The 18,272-nt window shown below is 73.0% G+C and carries 17 protein-coding genes; 12 read left to right on the top strand and 5 right to left on the bottom strand.

Annotated features, from left to right (window positions below; translation table 11 throughout):
* Nucleotides 1–44 precede the first annotated feature (44 nt).
* Nucleotides 45–851, bottom strand: coding sequence for a PaaX family transcriptional regulator (locus tag E1292_RS16090; RefSeq protein ID WP_132596016.1), 807 nt, complete (start codon nt 849–851; stop codon nt 45–47).
* 122 nt (nt 852–973) lie between these two features.
* On the opposite strand from E1292_RS16090, the gene E1292_RS16085 reads away from it, so the two are divergent.
* From E1292_RS16085 to E1292_RS54940, 9 genes are all read left to right on the top strand, one after another.
* Nucleotides 974–2,170, top strand: a complete 1,197-nt coding sequence (locus E1292_RS16085; RefSeq protein ID WP_132596014.1) for an ABC transporter substrate-binding protein — start codon at nt 974–976, stop codon at nt 2,168–2,170.
* A gap of 3 nt (nt 2,171–2,173) precedes the next feature.
* The gene (locus E1292_RS16080) at nt 2,174–2,929 is read left to right on the top strand and encodes an ABC transporter ATP-binding protein (RefSeq protein WP_132596012.1); all 756 of its coding nucleotides are present in this window, start codon (nt 2,174–2,176) and stop codon (nt 2,927–2,929) included.
* Entirely contained in the window at nt 2,926–3,585 is a 660-nt protein-coding gene (locus E1292_RS16075; RefSeq protein ID WP_132596010.1) for an ABC transporter ATP-binding protein, read from the top strand. The genes E1292_RS16080 and E1292_RS16075 overlap by 4 nt, the downstream gene beginning before the upstream one ends.
* 25 nt (nt 3,586–3,610) lie before the next feature.
* Complete coding sequence (locus tag E1292_RS16070) at nt 3,611–4,471, top strand: branched-chain amino acid ABC transporter permease (protein ID WP_132596008.1); 861 nt, start codon at nt 3,611–3,613, stop codon at nt 4,469–4,471.
* Nucleotides 4,468–5,445, top strand: coding sequence for a branched-chain amino acid ABC transporter permease (locus tag E1292_RS16065; protein WP_132596006.1), 978 nt, complete (start codon nt 4,468–4,470; stop codon nt 5,443–5,445). The genes E1292_RS16070 and E1292_RS16065 overlap by 4 nt, the downstream gene beginning before the upstream one ends.
* A gap of 64 nt (nt 5,446–5,509) precedes the next feature.
* Entirely contained in the window at nt 5,510–5,950 is a 441-nt protein-coding gene (locus E1292_RS16060) for a VOC family protein (RefSeq protein ID WP_132596004.1), read from the top strand.
* 39 nt (nt 5,951–5,989) lie between these two features.
* A complete protein-coding gene (locus E1292_RS16055; protein WP_132596002.1) occupies nt 5,990–8,764 on the top strand; it encodes a helix-turn-helix transcriptional regulator in 2,775 nt (924 codons plus the stop codon).
* Between the two features lie 98 nt (nt 8,765–8,862).
* Nucleotides 8,863–9,753 (top strand): alpha/beta hydrolase family protein, encoded by an 891-nt coding sequence (locus E1292_RS16050; protein ID WP_439331892.1) that lies wholly within the window; start codon nt 8,863–8,865, stop codon nt 9,751–9,753.
* 10 nt (nt 9,754–9,763) lie between these two features.
* Nucleotides 9,764–9,895, top strand: coding sequence for a hypothetical protein (locus E1292_RS54940; protein ID WP_281284039.1), 132 nt, complete (start codon nt 9,764–9,766; stop codon nt 9,893–9,895).
* Nucleotides 9,896–10,295: 400 nt separating this feature from the next.
* On the opposite strand, the gene E1292_RS16045 is transcribed toward E1292_RS54940, so the two are convergent.
* Nucleotides 10,296–11,207 (bottom strand): CPBP family intramembrane glutamic endopeptidase, encoded by a 912-nt coding sequence (locus tag E1292_RS16045; RefSeq protein WP_246090144.1) that lies wholly within the window; start codon nt 11,205–11,207, stop codon nt 10,296–10,298.
* Between the two features lie 177 nt (nt 11,208–11,384).
* Entirely contained in the window at nt 11,385–11,633 is a 249-nt protein-coding gene (locus E1292_RS51120; protein ID WP_165974566.1) for a hypothetical protein, read from the bottom strand.
* A gap of 18 nt (nt 11,634–11,651) precedes the next feature.
* Here E1292_RS51120 and E1292_RS52675 point away from each other — a divergent pair, with 18 nt between their 5' ends.
* Nucleotides 11,652–11,939, top strand: a complete 288-nt coding sequence (locus E1292_RS52675) for a hypothetical protein (protein ID WP_220446865.1) — start codon at nt 11,652–11,654, stop codon at nt 11,937–11,939.
* A gap of 83 nt (nt 11,940–12,022) precedes the next feature.
* Here the strand turns inward: E1292_RS52675 and E1292_RS16035 are convergent, their stop codons facing one another.
* Complete coding sequence (locus tag E1292_RS16035) at nt 12,023–12,748, bottom strand: class I SAM-dependent methyltransferase (RefSeq protein WP_132596000.1); 726 nt, start codon at nt 12,746–12,748, stop codon at nt 12,023–12,025.
* Between the two features lie 194 nt (nt 12,749–12,942).
* Between E1292_RS16035 and E1292_RS16030 the strand changes: the two genes are divergently transcribed.
* On the top strand, nt 12,943–14,202 hold the full coding sequence (locus E1292_RS16030; protein ID WP_132595998.1) for a COG1361 family protein: 1,260 nt from the start codon (nt 12,943–12,945) through the stop codon (nt 14,200–14,202).
* On the opposite strand, the gene E1292_RS16025 is transcribed toward E1292_RS16030, so the two are convergent.
* Nucleotides 14,163–14,663: an Lrp/AsnC family transcriptional regulator gene (locus E1292_RS16025; RefSeq protein ID WP_132508840.1), complete on the bottom strand. Its 501-nt coding sequence runs from the start codon at nt 14,661–14,663 to the stop codon at nt 14,163–14,165. The two genes, E1292_RS16030 and E1292_RS16025, sit on opposite strands and share 40 nt — an antisense overlap.
* A gap of 153 nt (nt 14,664–14,816) precedes the next feature.
* Here E1292_RS16025 and E1292_RS16020 point away from each other — a divergent pair, with 153 nt between their 5' ends.
* Nucleotides 14,817–18,272, top strand: coding sequence for an indolepyruvate ferredoxin oxidoreductase family protein (locus E1292_RS16020; protein WP_132595997.1), 3,456 nt, complete (start codon nt 14,817–14,819; stop codon nt 18,270–18,272).

Raw genomic sequence — 18,272 nt, 5'->3', positions numbered from 1 at the left:
CCTTGACGCTCAAGCCCTCAAGTTAGGCCACATCGCGATCGCTGTCACCGTTCTGCCCAACTTTCGTCAGGGACGGTGTCGAGGAGCCCGTCCGCGACCGTCACCGCCTCCGCCCTGAACCGCTCGTGCAGCGCGTGGCAGACCCGCTGGGCCTTCTCCGCGGGCCAGTCGTGCGGCAGGTAGCGCAGCGGGAGCCGCGGATCGGCCCTGATGATCTGCAGCCAGCCGGTGAGCAGCATCAGCGAGCGGGCCAGGTCGTCGGGCGCCTCCGGCGCGGGGTCGGCCCGGTCCCAGCGGCTCAGGAACTCCCGGTAACGGTCGCCCAGGCCCTCCAGGTCGTACGCGTCGCGCACCAGGGTGTGCATGTCGGTCGGGCGTCGGGGCTCGGCGGAGAAGACCTTCACGTTCGCGCCGAGATCCTCGACCACCTGAGCGGGGTCCACCTCGCCGGGAGCGATCCAGAGCCCGTTCTGCAGCGGCCCGAACCCGGCCCAGATCAGCCGTGACCGCAGCTCGTGCCGCTGCCGCTGCCACGACTCGGGCAGCGAGAAGCCGATCAGCGTCCAGCGGTCGTCGCCCGCGTCGTTGACCACGCCGCTGTGCCAGATGCGCCGCTCGCCGTCCCTGAGCACCTCGGCGCTGGTCGGGGTGAGGCCGAAATACATGCGGCGGCCCGAGCGGCGCCGGCGCAGCAGGCCGCGGCGGACCATCCGGGTCAGCGTCGAGCGCGTGGCCTCCTCCGAGATCCCCACCCTGGCGAACGCCTCGATGAAACTTTTCGACGCGACGCAGACCCCGCGGCCGTATACGTGATCTCCGAGAAAGGTGAGAATCACCGATTGAGGCCGCATGGCAGCCCTCCCCAGATATTCGGCAATCTATTGACAGCCGTAATGTACCTGCCTACATTCAGGCCACACGCGACGGCTCCCTAGCGACCGAGCCGCCTCACGCAGTGAGCACGGAGGTCCTGATGCGCAGGTTGCTCCCGTCCCTGGCCGTTCTCGTGCTCGCCGTCGCCGCGTGCGGCGGCAGCGGCGGCGGCGGTGACGGGTCCGGCGCGCAGGACCCGATCAAGGTGGGCCTCATCGTCTCCCTGACCGGCAACTACACCCCGCTCGGCAGCGAGGACAAGAAGGCCGTCGAGCTGGCGGTCGAGCAGGTCAACGCGCAGGGCGGGCTGCTCGGCCGCACGGTCGAGCTGGTCACCCGCGACGACAAGACCGCCCCCGACCAGGGCATCGTGGCCTACAACCAGATCAAGGGCGAGATCGACGCCCTGATCGGCCCGGTGTTCTCCAACTCGGCGCTCGCGGTCGAGCCGCTCGCGCAGCGCGACAAGATGCCGTACCTGTCGCTGGCGCCCACGCAGGAGCAGGTCGAGCCGATCAAGCCGTACATCTTCGTCACCCCGGCCCTGTCCAGCATGTACGCCGAGCGCTACCTGCAGTACATCCAGGCCGAGGGCATCAGGACGGTCGCCGTCGCCTGGGACTCCAAGAGCGCCTATTCGGTCTCGGGGCACGCGTCGATGGTCGAGCTCGCCCCCAAGTACGGCGTGCGGATCGCCGTCGACGAGTCGTACGAGACCACGACCTCCGACTTCAGCCCGCTGTTCCAGCACGTGCGCGACTCGCCGGCCGAGGCGCTCGTGTTCTGGGGCTCGGGCGCGCCCGGCGTGACCGCCGCCAAGCAGTACGTGGCCTCCGGGCTCAAGACGCCGCTGTTCCTCACCGGGTCGCAGGCCAGCAAGCTGTGGCTGGAGCCGATGGGCGACGCCGCCGAGGGCATGATCGTGCAGAGCGCCATCGGCGTGGTCGGCGAGCACCTGCCCGACGGCAAGCAGAAACAGGTCATCGAGCAGATGGCCACGCCGTACGAGCAGAAGCACGGTTACCCGCCGCCGCAGTTCGCGCAGGACGGGTACAGCGCGAGCCTGCTGCTGTTCGAGGCGATCAGGAAGGCGAACAGCACCGACAAGACCAAGATCCAGCAGGCTTTGGAGACCATGGACCTGATCACGCCGAACGGCCGTTTCCGCTATTCCCCCACCGATCATTCCGGGCTCTCCCCCGAGTTCATCTCGATCAACACGGTGAAGAACGGCGAGTTCGTCCCCACCGAATGGGCCGGCGAACAGCTCGCCAAGACCGTCGCCGCGGCGGGGTAGCGCGTGCTGGAGGTCACCGGGGTGTCCCGATCCTTCGGGGGCGTCTACGCCGTCCGCGACGTCTCGCTGAGCGTCGCGGACGGCGAAGTCTGCGGCGTCATCGGCCCGAACGGGGCCGGCAAGTCCACGCTGTTCAACCTGATCACCGGCCATCTGGCGGCCGAGCACGGCCGGATCTCCTTCCTCGGGCACCGCGTCGAGCGGCTCGCGGCGCACCGGCGGGCCAGGCTCGGCATGTCCATCGTCTTCCAGGCGGCCCGGGTCTTCCGCGGCATGACGGTCAGGGAGAACGTCATGGTGGGGCTGCACGGGCGCACCCGGGCGGGGTTCGTCTCTGCCGCGCTGCGGCTGCCGCGGCACCGGCGCGACGAGCTGGAGATCGCCGCCGAGGCCTCGCGCGCCCTCGAACGCGTGGGCCTGGCCGAATGGGCCGACCGGCCCGCCGACCTGCTGCCCATCGGCCAGCAGCGGGCGCTGCAGCTCGCCCGCGCCCTGTGCGCGCGGCCCAGGCTGCTGCTGCTCGACGAGCCCGCATCAGGCCTGCGCGGCAACGAGCGCGAACGCCTCGCGGAGCTGATCGAGGAGCTGCGGGCGGGCGGCCTGACGATCCTGCTCATCGAGCACGACGTGGCGTTCGTGACCCGGCTCGCCGACCGCGTCGTGGTGCTCGACCTGGGGCAGGTCATCGCCGACGGCACCCCCGCCGAGGTGCGGGCCGACCCGCTGGTGCTCGCCGCCTATCTCGGACAGGCCTCATGATCGACGTCAAGGACCTGGTGGTCTCGTACGGCACCGCGACCGCGCTCGAACACGTCACCCTCACCGTGCGGCGCGGCGAGATGGTGGCCCTGCTCGGCCCGAACGGCGCCGGCAAGTCGACGCTCGCCAACACCCTCGCCGGCCTGCTCAAACCCTCCTCCGGCACCGTGCACGCGGACGGCCGGGTCGCGCTCATCCCCGAGGGCCGCCAGCTCTTCCCCGACCTGACCGTGGCCGACAACCTCGCGCTCGGCGGCTGGCGCTCGGGGCAGCGCGACCCGGCCCTCGTCTACGACCTGCTGCCCCGGCTCGCCGAGCTCGCCGGCCGGCGGGCCGGCGTGCTGTCCGGCGGCGAGCAGCAGATGGTGGCGTTCGGGCGGGCCATGATGTCGCGGCCCGACGTGCTCGTGGTGGACGAGCTCTCCCTGGGCCTCGCGCCCACCGTGACCGCCGACCTGGCCGCCCACCTCGCCGCGCTCAACGCCGAGCAGGGGCTAACCGTGCTGCTCATCGAGCAGAACGCGCGGCTGGCGTTCGAGCTGTGCCGGCGGGCGTACGTGCTGGAGTCCGGGCGGCTGGTGACCGAGGGCGAGTGCGCGGTGCTGGCCGACGACCCGCGCGTGGCCAGCGCGTACCTGGGAGGGGCGATCACATGAGGGCGCACCGGGGAGGGGCGGCCGTATGAGCGCCTTCCTCACCTATCTCCTGAACGGCCTGGCGGTCGGGTGCGCGATCGCGCTCATCGCCAGCGGCCTGGTCGCCATCCACCGGGTCACCGGCGTGGTCAACTTCGCTCAGGGCACGTTCGCCGTCGTCGCGGGGCTGTGCACGTCCTCGCTGCTCGGGCTCGGGTTCCCGCACGGGCTGAGCGAGCTGGCCGCCGTGCTGGCCGCGGCGGTCGCGGGCCTGCTGACCGGCCTGGCCGCCATCGGCAGGCGCGGCACCACGCCGCTGTCGGCGCTGATCGTCACGCTGGGCGCGGGCGTGCTCGCGTACGCCGTCGAGATCGTCCTGTGGGGCGACCAGCCGCGCTCGGCGCCCGGCCTGGCCGGCTCGGTGACGGTGGCCGGCGCGCGCATCCAGACCCAGCACCTGCTCGTCATCGGCGTGACGGCGGCCACGTTCGTGCTGCTCGCGCTCTTCTTCGGCCGCACCTACCTGGGCAAGGCGCTGACGGCCTGCGCCTCCAACCCCTACGCGGCGCGCGTGGTCGGCATCGACGTCAGGAAGATGGGGCTGCTGGCGTTCGCGCTCGGCGGGCTGCTCGGCGGCATCGCCGGGGTGCTGGTGACGCCGCTGCGGCCCATCTCGTTCGACACCGACGTCACGCTCATCGTGAACGGCTTCGCCGCCGCCGTCTTCGGCGCGCTCACCCGGCCCGTCATCACGCTCATCGGCGCGCTGCTGCTCGGCGTGGCCGAGACCATGGCCGCCGGCTACGGCTACGGCTCCCACCAGCTGGAGGTGGCGCTGGGGCTCATGCTCGTCGTCATGATCGTCCAAGCGAGCCGCCGCTCGGCCATTTCCCTGGAGTCCACATGATCAGGCTGGTGGCCGGGCTGCTGATCGCCGCCGTCACGCTCGCCCTCCCGGCGGTGCTCGACGACAGCGCGCTGGCCGTGTACATCCTGCTCGGCCTGGCCGCCATGGTCACGGTCGGGGTGTCGCTGCTCATGGGGTACGCCGGGCAGGTCTCGCTCGGCCAGGGCGCCTTCTACGCCATCGGCGCCTACACCGCCGCGCTGCTCGCGCTGAACGGCGTGCCGCCCCTCGCCGGGCTCGTCGCCGCGCCCGTGGTCGCCGCCCTGTCGGCGCTCGTGATCGGCACGCCGCTGCTGCGGCTGCGCGGGCACCACCTGGCCTTCGCGACGCTGGCCATGCAGCTCATCCTGCTCTCGCTGGCCGGCCAGCTCGAGTTCACCGGCGGCGACATCGGGTTGCAGGCCATCCCGCAGTTCTCCATCGGGTCGTTCGAGGCGGCGGGAGCGGCCACGTACGCGTACCTGACCTGGGCAGGGCTGGCCCTGGTGATGCTGGTGACGCGCAACGTCATCACTTCACGGCCGGGCCGCGCCCTGCGCGCCCTGGCCACCAGCGAGACCGCGGCCGCCTCCTCGGGGATCCCGGTCGGGCGCTACAAGCTGGTCGTGTTCGCGCTGTCGGCGGCCTTCGCCGGGCTGGCGGGCGGCATCTACTGCTTCTACACCGGCTACGTGGCGCCGGGTTCGTTCCCCGTGCTCATCTCCATCCAGTACATCGTCATGGCCGTCGTCGGCGGGCTCGGCACGATCTGGGGCGCCGTCGTCGGGGCGAGCGCGATCACGCTGCTTCTTCAGGCGCTGAACACCCTGAGCGCGCTGCCCGGCATGCCGACGTACGCGCCGAGCGTGCTCTCGTACGCCGTCTACGCCCTCGTCCTCATCGTGGTCGTGCTCTTCCTGCCCCAGGGCCTCCTGCCCGCCGTCACCGACCGGCTGTCCAGGAAGCGGCGGAGCACTCCCGTGGAGACCCGCTGACGCCACAGACCCGGCCCTCGATAAGGTGGCCCGTGCCGCGACATATCGGGGAAAGGTGTGTGGCATGGCGCAGCATTGGCCGGAGTTCCTGCCGGTGGGGGCGATCCGCTTCGCCCGGCCGACCGCCCGCTTCGACGACTGCCTGGTCTTCTACCGGGACGTGCTGGCACTCCCGATGATCGCCTCGTGGCGCGGGCACACCGGTTACGACGGAGCCGTCTTCGGCCTGCCGGGGACGCCGGTCCACCTCGAGCTCACGCAGCACGGCGAGAGCCCCGAGATCCCCGCCCCGTCCACGGAGAACCAGCTCGTGCTCTACCTGTCCGGCCCCGAGGCGGTGGCGACCGTCGTCGAGCGGCTGGCCGGCCTGGGGCACCGTCCCGCCCCGCTGGACAACCCCTACTGGGCCGAACGGGGCGCCGTCGCGTTCGCCGACCCTGACGGGTGGATGATCGTCTTCGCGCCCTGGGTCTTCGGCCAGGACCCGGTGCCCACCGTCACCTGAGACTTTCTCTCATGCCGTCCCCGGGCGACACTGGACGGCATGTCCAATATCGCACCCGCTCCCGTGCTGCGCGGCCGCGGCGAGGAGGAGCGCGTCCTGCTCCGGTTACTGGACGGCGCCCGCTCGGGTTCCGGCGGGGCGTTACTGCTGGCGGGCGCGCCGGGGACGGGGAAGACGGCGCTGCTCGACCTCGCCGCCGCGCATGCCGCCCGGGACTTCCGCGTGCTGCGGGTCTCGGGCGTCGAGTCGGAGTCGCGCCTCCCGTACGCGGGGCTGCACGGTTTGTTGCGCCCGGTCGCCGCGCACGCCGCGGCGCTGCCGGCGGCGCCGGCGCGAGCCCTGACGGAGGCCATGGAGTCCGGTACGCGGGCCGCCGGGCTCGCCCTGCCCGCCGCCGTCCTCTGCCTGCTGTCGGCGGTGGCGGCGCAGCAGCCGGTCCTGGCCTGCGTGGACGACGCGCACCAGCTGGACCCGCCCAGCCGGGAGGTGCTCGCCTTCGTGGCGAGGCGGGTGTCGCACGAGGCGGTGGCGCTGCTGTTCACCGCACGAGCGGAAAAGGTGGACGGTGTGCCGGTCCGGGTGCTGGGCGGGCTGGACGAGGCCGCGGTACGCGAGCTGGCCGACGACCTGGCGCCCGGCAGGATCGCCGGCGACCTGCTGGCGGCGCTCGACCAGATCGCCCGCGGCAACCCCCTTGCGCTGGCCGAGCTGATCGGCGGCCTCACCCCCGACCAGTTCGCGGGCCTGGCCGCCCCGCCTGCCACGCTCCACCGCGGCGGGCGGCTGTGGCAGGAGCACGCGAGCCGCCTCGCCGCCCTGCCCGAGGACACCCGGCGGCTCCTGCTGCTGATCGCCGCCGATCCCGGCCTGGACGTGGCGACCCTGATCCGCGCCGCCCGCCCCGCCTGCGCGCTCACCGCGCTCGAACCGGCCGAAAGCGCGGGCATCCTGCACACCGCCGGAGACCGCTACGACTTCCACGATCCGGCCGTGCGCGGGGTCGCGTACCACGACGCCCCTCTCTCCCGCCGCCGCCAGGCCCACCGCGTCCTGGCGGCGCTCCTGGAGGACCGGCACACGGACCGGCACACGGAAACCCCCGCGCGCCGGCTGCGGCGGGCCTGGCACCGGGCCTGCGCGCTCGACGACCCGGCGGGACGGCACGCGGAGCAGCTGGCCGGCGAGCTGGCCGCGGCGGCGCTGGAGGCCCGGCCGCCCGGTGACGGCCGTCCCGGCGGGCCGGAACCGTACCTCGCGCTCGAACGCGCCGCCGAGCTCACCGAGCACGGTCCGGCCAAGGCCGAGCGGCTCGCCGCCGCCGCCAGGCACGCGTGGATCGCGGGACGGCCCCAGGTCGCCCGCGCGCTGCTGGCCAGGCTCCGCTCGCTCACCGCCCCCGACGAGGTGCGTGGCCGCGTACAACTGCTGCACGGCAGCCTCGAACTGCTGCGCGGCGAGACCGGCAGCGCCCGCGAGGAGCTGCTGGCCGCGGCGGCCCGCCTGCTGACCAGCCACCGCACGCTGGGGGTGCGCGCGCTCGTCAGAGCCGCCGACGCCAGCTACCGGGCGGGCGACAACCGGGCGTTCATCGCGATCGCCCGCCAGGCCGCCGCGCTGCGCCGCCCGGACGAGGCCGCCCCGGCCCAGCTCATGTTCGAGTATCTGGCGGGCATGGCCTCCACGTTCAGCGGCTCGCACCAGGAGGCCGCCGGGCCGCTGCGGCGCGTGGTCGACCTGGCCGGTTCCGTCCGCGACCCCGCGGTGCTCGTGTGGGCGTGCGTGGCCAGCCTGCTGCTCGGCGAGGACGCCACCGCCCACCGCCTGTCGGCCCGCGCCGTCGAGGCCGCCCGGGTGCGCGGCGCCGCCTCCGCCGTGCCGCAGCTGCTCGAGTACATGATCTACCCCGAGATCTGGATGGGCAGGTACGCCTCCGTCGCGGCGACCGCGGCCGAAGGGCTCCGCCTCGCCCAGGACACCGGCCAGCTCAACACGGCGGCCCAGCACCTGGCCTGGCTGGCGATGACGGCGGCCGTCGAAGGCGACGGGGAGACCTGCCGGGTGCGCGCCGACGCCGCGATCGAGATGGCCGACGCCCACGAGCTGGGCATCGCGGGCGCCATCGGCACCTGGGCGCTGGCCTGCCTCGACCTGGCCGCCGGCCGCCCCGCCGACGCCGCCGCCCGGCTGCGCGCCGAGCGGCGCAACAACCACGTGGTGATCCGCGTCATGGCCACGCCGCACTTCATCGAGGCGTCCGCGCGTACCGGCGACCGCGAACGGGCCGCCGCCGCGCTGCGCGTGCTCGAACGCTGGGTCGGCAGCACCCGCAGCCCCGACCTGCGCGCGCTCGTGGCCCGCTGCCGCGCGCTGCTCGCCGCGCCCGGCGAGGCGGACGAGCTGTTCCGCGAGGCGCTCGACCTGCACGGGCAAGGGGTGTGCGAGTTCGAGTCGGCACGCACCCGGCTGCTGTACGGCAGCGCGCTGCGCCGCGACCGCCGCCCCGGCGCCGCCAGGAACCACCTGCACGCGGCGCTGGAGACGTTCGAACGTCACGGCGCCCGCCTGTGGACCGAACAGGCCAGGACCGAGCTGCGCGCGTCCGGCGACCCGGTACGCCTCACCCGGCCGGCCACCACGCGGCAGCTCACGGCGCAGCAGTTGCGGATCGCGCGCATGGTCGCCGAGGGCGCCACCAACAAGGAGGTGGCCGAGCGGCTCTTCCTGAGCAGGCGCACCGTCGAGCACCACCTCAGGAACATCTTCGACCGGCTCGGCGTCCGCTCCCGCGTCGAACTGGTACGCCTCATGTCCTGATCGGAGACCGGTGATTTCACCGATGCACGGCTGACTGCGCATCCGAACAATGGCGACAGACAGCAGTCACCCCCACTTCGAGCAGGGAGTAAGACGACGTGCAGCTCACCACCCCCCACCGCGGCGCGCGAACGTTGACCAAGCTCGCCCTCACCCTCGCACTCCTCGGCGGCGGCCTCGCCGCCGCTCCCGCCGCCCAGGCGGCGGCCGGCCCGTACGAGCGCGGCCCGGACCCCACGGACGCCTTACTCGAGGCGAGCCGCGGGCCGTTCTCGACGTCCCAGCGGAGCGTCTCCTCGCTGGTCGGCGGCTTCGGCGGCGGAGAGATCTACTACCCGGACGACACCAGCCAGGGCACGTTCGGGGCGATCGCCATCTCGCCCGGCTACACCGCCAGGTGGTCCAGCCTCGCCTGGCTCGGCCCGAGGATCGCCTCGCACGGCTTCGTGGTGATCGGCATCGAGACCAACACGATCTACGACCAGCCCGACAGCCGGGGCCGCCAGCTCCTCGCGGCCCTCGACTACCTGGTGGAGGACAGCCCGTCGACGGTCCGCAGCCGCATCGACCCGTCCAGGCTGGCCGTGGCCGGCCACTCGATGGGCGGCGGAGGCTCGCTCGAAGCCGCCGACGACCGGTCCTCGCTCCAGGCGGCCGTGCCGATCGCGCCGTGGAACCTGACGAAGAGCTGGTCGGGCGTTCGCGTCCCGACCATGATCATCGGCGGTGAGAGCGACAGCATCGCCCCGGTCTCCAGCCACTCCGAGCGGTTCTACGAGAGCATCCCGTCGTCGTCGGAGAAGGCGTACCTCGAACTCAACGGCGCGAGCCACTTCTTCCCGCAGACCCCCAACACCACGATGGCCAAGTCGATGGTGGCCTGGCTCAAGCGGTTCGTCGACGACGACACCCGCTACGAGCAGTTCCTGTGCCCGCCGCCCAGCGGGTCGGCCATCGAGGAGTACCGCGACACCTGCCCCAGCTCCTGACCTGCACCCGGTGGCGGCCGCCTGCGACGGGGCGGCCGCCACCGGCATGCACGACGGCGTGATCCTGGCTTTCCGTCAGTGGGCCAGGCACGAGCTCATCGACGCCATCGCGGCTTCCGGACGGCGTACGACCGGATCGTGAGCACGGCGGCGGGCCGATCAGCGCCGGGTGATCCCGCCGTCGTCGAGCAGGTCCGTCACCGCGGCGAGCCGGCCCCGTTCCTGCGCGGCTCGCCTCGAGACACCAAGGAAACAGCTCGAGGACCACACATGTCGCCATTGAGGGGGATGCGCCGGAGCCCCTGCCGGCGCCGACCGGTTCTCCTGGCATGTCAGCCGGGACCGCCCGATCGAAAGGAAAGTGAAGGCGATACCGACCTGCCTCGCTGGCGGCCGCCGTAGCCGTTGCCGGCTCCGTGATCGCCTGCTCCGCATAACCAGGACCTGGAACGTCGGCTATCCGTGTGACCGCAAACGGATCGGAGCACTCCAGATCAACGACGGAAGGACCTTCGCAACCGCGGGGGCCACCTGCTGAAGCGTCAGGCGGAGAGCCTGGTGCGGTGGGGGCGGCGCCGGATCTGGCCAGCACGTGCCGCCCGCCGCAGCAGGACGATCGTGGGCGCCAGGCAGACCAGCAGGGCGAGCAGGCCGGCCTCGGGTCCGAAGGTGCCGCCGGTCAGCCAGGACGGGCCGGACAGCGTGACGTTCAGCAGGCTGTGGGGCGGCACGTCCGATCCGGAGAGCATGACGCCGAAGATCCCGGCGTGGGTGAAGTTCCAGGCGAAGTGCAGGCCGATGGGCAGCCACAGCGAGCGGGTGGCGACGTAGGCGGCGGTCGTCATGATCCCGCCCGTCAGGGCGATCGCGAGAGCGCCCCACAACGTGGCGTTGACGTTGACCAGGTGTGTCGCACCGAACAGCAGCGTGGACACGACCAGGGCGATCACGGTGCCGGTACGTTCCTCCATGATGCGGAACACGACCCCGCGGAACACGAGTTCTTCGGCGACGGCGACGCTCGCCATCATGCCCGCGGTGCCGAGGAAACCGCCGAAGGAACCCCAGGACACCTCCTGCCAGCCACCGAACACCGCGATCAGCGCCATCAGCACGGTGAACAGGCCGGACCCGAGCAGCGTCCCGCGTCGCAACAGGGACCATCTGCCCGTCTTCTCGAGTTCGGGGATGCTCGGGCGGAGCTCGACGGTCCGGCAGAGCCGGCGGTAAGAGGTCACGGCGGCGATGGCCAGGCCGATTCCCACCGGCAGGGCGAGGATCGGTACGGGCGAGACGAGCTGGTTGATCCCAACGCTCGCCGTCATCACGCCGAACAACGCGACCAGCAGGACCGGAAAGCGGATCTTGCGCAACCGGCGCCTGCCCGTGGAGAGGCCGGCCTGCGGGAAGGTGTTCTCCTGGTGCTCCGTGTCCTGGTGCTCCGTGGACGCCACGATCGCGATCCTCTCGGTCAGGTTTCCGCAGTGTTTTCCGCGGTCCAAGGGAGATTAGAGATCGGAGCGGGGCCTGCCATCCCCCTGGAACGAACATTCGCGGTAGCTCTCACGAGGGATCACCGGCCAGAAACTCCACCGCTTGAAGCGCGCACAGGCCGCCCGCCATCGTGTGTGTCACCCGGCGGAAGACGTCTCCAGGACGAAGGGGCGAGGACCACCGAAGAGGGAGGCCTTCGCCGCGGCGCCGGAGCCGTCGGCGAGAATCTCGATCTTCCCGGCCTCTCCCCCGTTGGCGTCGAGGACGGGGGCAAAGGCCCGGATCATGGCGAGGGTGCCGTAGAAGTGGGTGTCGAGGGTCAGCCGGATCTTGTCGAGGTCACCGTCGAGGACGTTCACGCTCAGGGCGACTTCCCGGCCGAGCACCGCGGCACCTGGCTGGGCATGCTTGGAGATCCGATCGTCCGCCAGGCTCTGGAGCGGATCCACCAGGATCCCGCCCGGCCCTGGACGACCGCGACGCTCGCATCCGCGCTCGCGGTGTCACGCGCGACGCTCTCGCGGCGCTTCCCCGCGGCCATCGGGCAGAGCCCCGCCGCCACGCCGGGCCCGCTACCGCGTCGAGGCCCGCAAGCGGACGCCCGCCCGATCCTCACGCCGTGGAAATCCGCACTCCCATCCACGTACATGAGCGGGTTCGAGAACCAGGGCGGCGCGGACAACGGCGAGTGAGGCACACGCGGACGGCGAGAACTCGGCGATCAGGAGCTGTCGCCTTCCGCTCGGGCGCTCACCAGGCCGGCACGCGCTCCGCCTCAACGGCGGACACACCTCATGACGAGGAACACGGGGAACCGGGCGGCGTCCGGGCGCGTCGCCGCCCACTCCTGGGCGGGCTCGGGCTCGTCCATCTCGTCCAGCCACAGGCCGTGGCGGCGCAACGTGTTGACGTACGTCGAGAGCGTGCGGTGGTTGGCGCCCACCTGGCGGCGCAGGGTCGAACGTTCGCCGTCGGCCCGCCACCAGCCCTCCCCGTGATAGCGGGCGTCGCCCGGCCAGGAGCCGGAGACGCCCTGCCCGCCGGGGAAGCACGGGTGCAGGATGGAGCAGGCGAACACGCCCCCGGGACTGAGCGTGCGGGCGACGGTCGCGACCGCGCCTTCGAGGTCGTCGATGTCGGACAGGCCGAACGCGCACACCACGGCATCGAACACGCCCACCCCGTCGGGCCCGGTCGCGTCCGACGGGCCGAACTCGGTCGCGTCGGCGTGGACGTAGCGGATGCCGACCGGGGTTTCGCGCTCGGCCGCCCATGCCTTCTCGATCAGCGCCGACGAGAGGTCGACGCCCACGACCGCGGCACCGCGGCGGGCGAGCGCGCGACTGATCCGGCCGTGACCGCAGGCGACGTCCAGCACCCGACGGCCCTCGAGCGGCCCCAGCAGGTCGAGCAGGCGCACGGACGCGGGGTCGTCGACGTCGTCGGACCAGCCGGCCGCGTAGAAGCCGGCGACGTCGTCGTAACGTGCGGCGTTCGGCATGACACCGACCTTACGCGTCAACGCGGCGCGGACAGAGGGCTGTTCGTCGAGCGCGGAACGGCCTCCCGGGCAAAGAATCCGCCACGGCGGCGCATGATTCCGGTGGGCACCCCGTCGCCGCCTCACCGGCCGGTAGAAGGATCGGCTCCGGGGTCGAGCAGGCACGGCGGTCAACGCGGGGGTAGGAGATGGGCATGGCCCGGGTCGCGGCGGTCATCGCGCTGGCCGCGCTGGGCGGCGGCGGGGCCGCTCCGGCCGTGGCGGGCGGATCAGCGGCGGGCGCACCGGCGGCGGCGAGCCGACCGGAGGCGGGCGGATCAGCGGCGGGCGCACCGGCGGCGGTGAGCCGACCGGAGGCGGGAGGACCACCCAGACCACCGTCGGTGAGTGAGCCACCGTTCAGGAGCGGGCCGCCGTCCGCGAGCCTGCGCATCGGCCAGGCCGCCGTTCCCGACCCGCTGGTCATCGGCGGTCAGGCCGTCTACACGGTGACCGTCACGAACGCGGGCGCCACGGCAGCCGAGGCCGTGACCATCACCGGCACCCTCGACGAGCACGTGGCCCCCGGCCCGCTCCCCGACGGCTGCGACCTCGACGGCCGGACCATCACCTGCGGTGGACCGGCCCTGACGATCCCGGCGGGCCGGAGCGTGACCCGTTCGTTCCCCGTCGTGATCGACCCCGGGCTCTCCGACGGCACGGCGCTCACCAGCCGGGCCGAGGTCTCCGCCGCGGGCGCGCAGGGCGACTCCGCGCAGCTGGTCACCGAGGCCAGGGCCGCCATGGCCGACGTCACGATCACCAAGGCGGCGACGCTCACCGCCGGCGGCGCCATCGCCTACGCGGTGACGGTCGTCAACGAGGGGCGCACGCCGGCGACCGGCGTCACGGTGCGCCATCCGGCCGCCGGCGGGGCGACGATCGCCGACCGCCCGCCGGAGTGTCCCGGAGCCGGTCCTGCCCTCGTCTGCCCCCTCGGCACGCTCGCTCCGTCGGAACGCAGGACGTTCATGTTCACCCTCGCGCCCGACGAGCCCGGTCTGGTCAGGAACTGCGCCACGGTCAGCGCCGACGGCGACGAGGCGAACACCGCGAACAACCGCTCCTGCACGTCCACCGCCGTCCAGCGCGCGCGGGCGGCCGCACCGGACGCCACGCCCGCCCCCGACGAGCCGGCCCCTGCCGCCGAGCCCTCGGAGGAGAAGGGCGCGGCCCGCTCGGAGCCGCGACACGAGCCGCGCGACGCCGCCCCCGGCGAGCGGGCGGGCCGGCACGAGCCCCGTTCCGCGGCGCACGACCGGGCGCCGCGCGCGGAACAGCTCGAAGGCCGGCGGCCGCTCCCCATGACCGGAGTGTCGATCTGGATGCTCGGTCTCGGGACGGCGGTACTGCTGGCGATCGGCCTGCTCGTACGCTATTTCTCCCGCCGCGACCGGGCCAGCGGGATCCCCTGATTCCAGCCGCTGCGCGGCGCCAGCGCGTCGCGCGTCCACGTCCCGAGCACCAGCAGCGTCTTCGTGCCTGTGACGTCGCCGGCCCTGCGCAGCCGGTCGATGACCTGCTGGAGGTGCCCGAGGTCGCGCACCCGTACGTGGATCAGCGCGTCTGGGTCGCCGGCGATGGTGAAGACCTCCTGCACCTCGGGCACGTCGGTGGCCGTGCGGACGATCTCGCTGACCGGGGTGGTGCCGGGGTAGCGCAGCTCGGTGAATGCCTCGATGCCCCATCCGAGCTTGGCGTAGTCGATCTGCACGGTGAACCCGGTGATCACGCCCAGGTCCCTGAGCCGGTCGACGCGCCGCTTGACGGCGGCCACCGACAGGCCGACCCGCTCGGCCATTTCGGAGAACGTCCTGCGCCCGTCCTCCCGTAGCAGGCGCAGCACCTGGTGGTCGATGTCGTCGACGTCCGGCATGCGAGAACCTTCCCTTGGGCGCAAACAACTTCGGCCATCAGGCGCGCCACCGTACATTGTTTGCGTCTTACGAGCGCTTTCTCATCTCATACTTGCGCATAGTGTGCCCGCATTGCTGTGCTTGGATCCCACGTACGAAGCCAGGAGGTCCGCATGAACCCCAGCGAGACTCCCGCCCCCGTGTCACTCGACGACAAGTATGCGGCGCTCGACGGCCGCGTGCTCATCTCGGGCGTTCAGGCCCTGGTCCGCCTGACGCTGGAGCAGCGCAGGCTCGACCGGGCGCGCGGGCTGGACACGCGGGCGTTCGTGTCCGGTTACCAAGGGTCCCCGCTGGGCGGTGTCGACCTGGAGATGGGACGGGCGTCGCGGTTCCTGGACGAGATGGGCGTGGTGTTCAAGCCGGGCCTGAACGAGGAGCTGGCGGCCACGGCGGTGGCCGGCACCCAGCTGCTCGACCAGGTGCCGGGCCGCCGCCACGAGGGCGTGACGGGCTTCTGGTACGGCAAGAACCCCGGCCTCGACCGGGCCGCCGACGCCATCAGGCACGCCAACACGGCGGGCACGGCCCCGCTCGGCGGCGCGGTGGCCTGGATCGGTGACGACCCCGGCTGCAAGTCGTCCACGCTGCCCAGCTCGTGCGAGCCGATGTGCCAGAGCCTGGCCATGCCGCTGCTCGCGCCCGGCTCGATAGCCGAGATCATCGAGTTCGGGCTGCACGCGGTGGCCCTGTCGCGCGCGACCGGGCTCTGGGCCGGGCTGAAGATCGTGGCCGACATCGCCGACGCGTCCGCCACCGTCGACCTCGCCCCGCTGCGCGAGCACATCCCGGTCCCGGACCGCGCCACCCGCGCGCCGTCCCGGATCCTGCTGGGCGCGGCGGCGCTGGACGCCGAGCACGACCTGCTGACCCGCCGCCTCGACCTGGCCCGCGCGTACGCCCGCGAACACCGCCTGAACCGGGTGATGTCCGGCGAGGGCAACACCGCGCTGGGGATCGTCGCGTCCGGCACGACGTACGCGGTGGTCCTGCGCGCGCTGGCCGACCTGGGCCTCGACCGGTCCGCCCTGGACGACGCCGGGCTGCGGCTGATCCGGCTCGCGATGCCGTTCCCGCTCGACCACGCCGAGCTGGCCGCCATGACGTGCGACCTCGACCGCGTGCTCGTGGTCGAGGACAAGGTGCCGTTCCTGGAGGGGCAGCTCAAGCAGGCCCTGTACGGCCGCGACCGGGTGCCCGCCGTGCTGGGCAGGGAGCTGCTGAGCGCCCGCGGCACCCTGAGCGCCGAGGACGTCGCCAAGGCCCTGGTCGCCTGCCTGGATCCCGACCGGCTGCCCCGGTCCACCGTCACCGCCGGCCCCGCCGCCGACCCTGCCGCCGACCGGGCCCTCGACCCCGCCCGCGACCGGGCCGAGGGCGTGGCGAAGAAGCCGCGGCCCCTGCTCCCGCTGGTCGCCGCGCGCACCCCGTACTTCTGCTCGGGCTGCCCGCACAACACCTCCACCCGCACCTCCGACGGGACGCTCGTCGGCGTCGGCATCGGCTGCCACGCCATGATCGCGCTGGACGGGCACGGGCGCGGCACCCAGGTCGGCATCACCCAGATGGGCGGCGAGGGCGCGCAGTGGATCGGGCTGGCGCCGTTCACCGACGACCGGCACTTCGTGCAGAACCTCGGCGACGGCACCTTCCACCACTCCGGCTCGCTGGCGATCAGGGCCGCGGTGGCCGCCGGGGTGACGATGACGTACAAGCTGCTCTACAACGACGCCGTGGCGATGACCGGCGGGCAGCGCGCGGAGGGCCGGCTCGACGTGCCCACGCTGACGCGGGAGCTGGCGCTGGAGGGCGTGCGCCGCGTCGTGGTCACCACGCCGGAGCCGGAGACGTACCGCGGGGTGCGGCTGGCGCCGATCGCGTCCGTACGACACCGCGACGACCTGCCCGAGGTCGAGAAGGAGCTGGCCGCGCTCGACGGCGTGACCGTGCTCATCCACGACGACCGGTGCGCCGCCGAGGAGCGGCGGCTGCGCAAGCGCGGCAAGCTGCCCACGCCCACCGAGAAGGTCGTGATCAACGAGCGGGTCTGCGAGGGCTGCGGCGACTGCGGCGACGTCTCGACGTGCCTGTCCGTGCAGCCGGTCGAGACCGAGTACGGCCGCAAGACCCGCATCCACCAGGCGTCCTGCAACACCGACCTGAGCTGCCTCAAGGGCGACTGCCCGTCGTTCCTGCTGGTCGAGCCGGGCACCAAGCGGCCACACCAGGCCCCGCCGCTGCCCGCCGAGCCGCCGGAGCCCGCCGTCCGGGTGGGCGACGACGTGCTCATCAGGATGCCAGGCATCGGCGGCACCGGCGTCGTCACCGTCTCGCAGATCCTGCAGATGGCGGCGCACCTCGACGGCCTGCACACGGCCGGGCTCGAGCAGACCGGGCTGGCGCAGAAGGGCGGGCCCGTGGTCAGCGACGTGCGGATCTCGCCGCGCCCGCTCGCGGGCTCCGTACGCGCCTCGCACCGCATGGCCGACGTGCTCATCGGGTTCGACCTGCTCGGCGCGGCGGCCGACGCCAACCTGGCCGTGGCCGCACCCGAACGCACCATCGCCGTGCTGAACACCTCCGTCGTGCCCACCGCCGCCATGGTGACCGGCCGCGCGCCGGTGCCGGGGCACGCCGGCGCGGTCGCCCGCGTCGAGCCGGCCGTCAAGGCCGTCGAGTGCGTGGCCGCCCACGAGCTGGCCGACGTCCTGTTCGGTGACCACATGCCGGCGAACCTGCTGCTGCTCGGCGCCGCCTACCAGCTCGGCTGCCTGCCGGTCACGGCCGCGTCCATCGAGCGGGCCATCACCCTCAACAGGGCCTCCGTCGAGCAGAACCTCGCCGCCTTCCGCTGGGGCCGCACCACCGTGTCCGACCCCGCCGCGGTGCGCGAGATCATGGCGCCCGCGCCCGTGCCGGAAGGGTTCGACGAGGTGGTGGCCGCGCGCGCCGCCGACCTGACCGGCTACCAGAACGCGACGTACGCCCGCTCGTACACGGAGGACGTGCGCCGGGTGCGCGCCGCCGCGGTCCAGCGCGCCGGCGAGCAGGCGGGCACCGAGATCGCCCTCGCCTACGCCCGCGGCCTGCACAAGCTCATGGCCTACAAGGACGAGTACGAGGTCGCCCGCCTGCACCTCGACCCGGCCGAGCAGGAGCGGCGCGAGCGCGAGTTCGGCGCCGACGCGGCCGTGTCCGTGCTGCTGCACCCGCCGCTGCTGCGCGCGATGGGCATGAAGCGCAAGATCAGGCTGCGCCGCTCGGCCCCCGTGCTGTTCCGCGGGCTGCGGGCCGCGCGAGTGCTGCGCGGGACGGCGCTCGACGTGTTCGGCCAGGCCAAGGTACGCCGCGTCGAACGCGAACTCGTCACCGAATATCGTGATCTGGTGCGCGCCGCCGTGTCCCGGCTCACCCCCGGCACCACCACCGTCGTCGCCGAGATCGCGGGCCTGCCCGACCTGATCCGCGGGTACGAGGACATCAAGCTCGCCCGGGTCGCCGACTTCCGCGAGCGCGCCAGGACCGCCCTGGCGCGGCTGGACGAGCCCGCCGCCCCGACCCAGGAGTGA

This window comes from Nonomuraea deserti (assembly GCF_004348685.1).
Classification (GTDB): domain Bacteria; phylum Actinomycetota; class Actinomycetes; order Streptosporangiales; family Streptosporangiaceae; genus Nonomuraea; species Nonomuraea deserti.
The sequence above is the reverse complement of the archived record's forward strand: the minus strand, read 5'-3'. Positions and strand labels throughout refer to the sequence as shown.

Coding starts and splice junctions, on each gene's coding strand:
- E1292_RS16090 (WP_132596016.1), bottom strand. CDS start 851: ATGCGGCCTCAATCGGTGATTCTCACCTTTCTCGGAGATCACGTATAC.
- E1292_RS16085 (WP_132596014.1), top strand. CDS start 974: ATGCGCAGGTTGCTCCCGTCCCTGGCCGTTCTCGTGCTCGCCGTCGCC.
- E1292_RS16075 (WP_132596010.1), top strand. CDS start 2,926: ATGATCGACGTCAAGGACCTGGTGGTCTCGTACGGCACCGCGACCGCG.
- E1292_RS16070 (WP_132596008.1), top strand. CDS start 3,611: ATGAGCGCCTTCCTCACCTATCTCCTGAACGGCCTGGCGGTCGGGTGC.
- E1292_RS16065 (WP_132596006.1), top strand. CDS start 4,468: ATGATCAGGCTGGTGGCCGGGCTGCTGATCGCCGCCGTCACGCTCGCC.
- E1292_RS16060 (WP_132596004.1), top strand. CDS start 5,510: ATGGCGCAGCATTGGCCGGAGTTCCTGCCGGTGGGGGCGATCCGCTTC.
- E1292_RS16055 (WP_132596002.1), top strand. CDS start 5,990: ATGTCCAATATCGCACCCGCTCCCGTGCTGCGCGGCCGCGGCGAGGAG.
- E1292_RS52675 (WP_220446865.1), top strand. CDS start 11,652: ATGCTTGGAGATCCGATCGTCCGCCAGGCTCTGGAGCGGATCCACCAG.
- E1292_RS16035 (WP_132596000.1), bottom strand. CDS start 12,748: ATGCCGAACGCCGCACGTTACGACGACGTCGCCGGCTTCTACGCGGCC.
- E1292_RS16030 (WP_132595998.1), top strand. CDS start 12,943: ATGGCCCGGGTCGCGGCGGTCATCGCGCTGGCCGCGCTGGGCGGCGGC.
- E1292_RS16025 (WP_132508840.1), bottom strand. CDS start 14,663: ATGCCGGACGTCGACGACATCGACCACCAGGTGCTGCGCCTGCTACGG.
- E1292_RS16020 (WP_132595997.1), top strand. CDS start 14,817: ATGAACCCCAGCGAGACTCCCGCCCCCGTGTCACTCGACGACAAGTAT.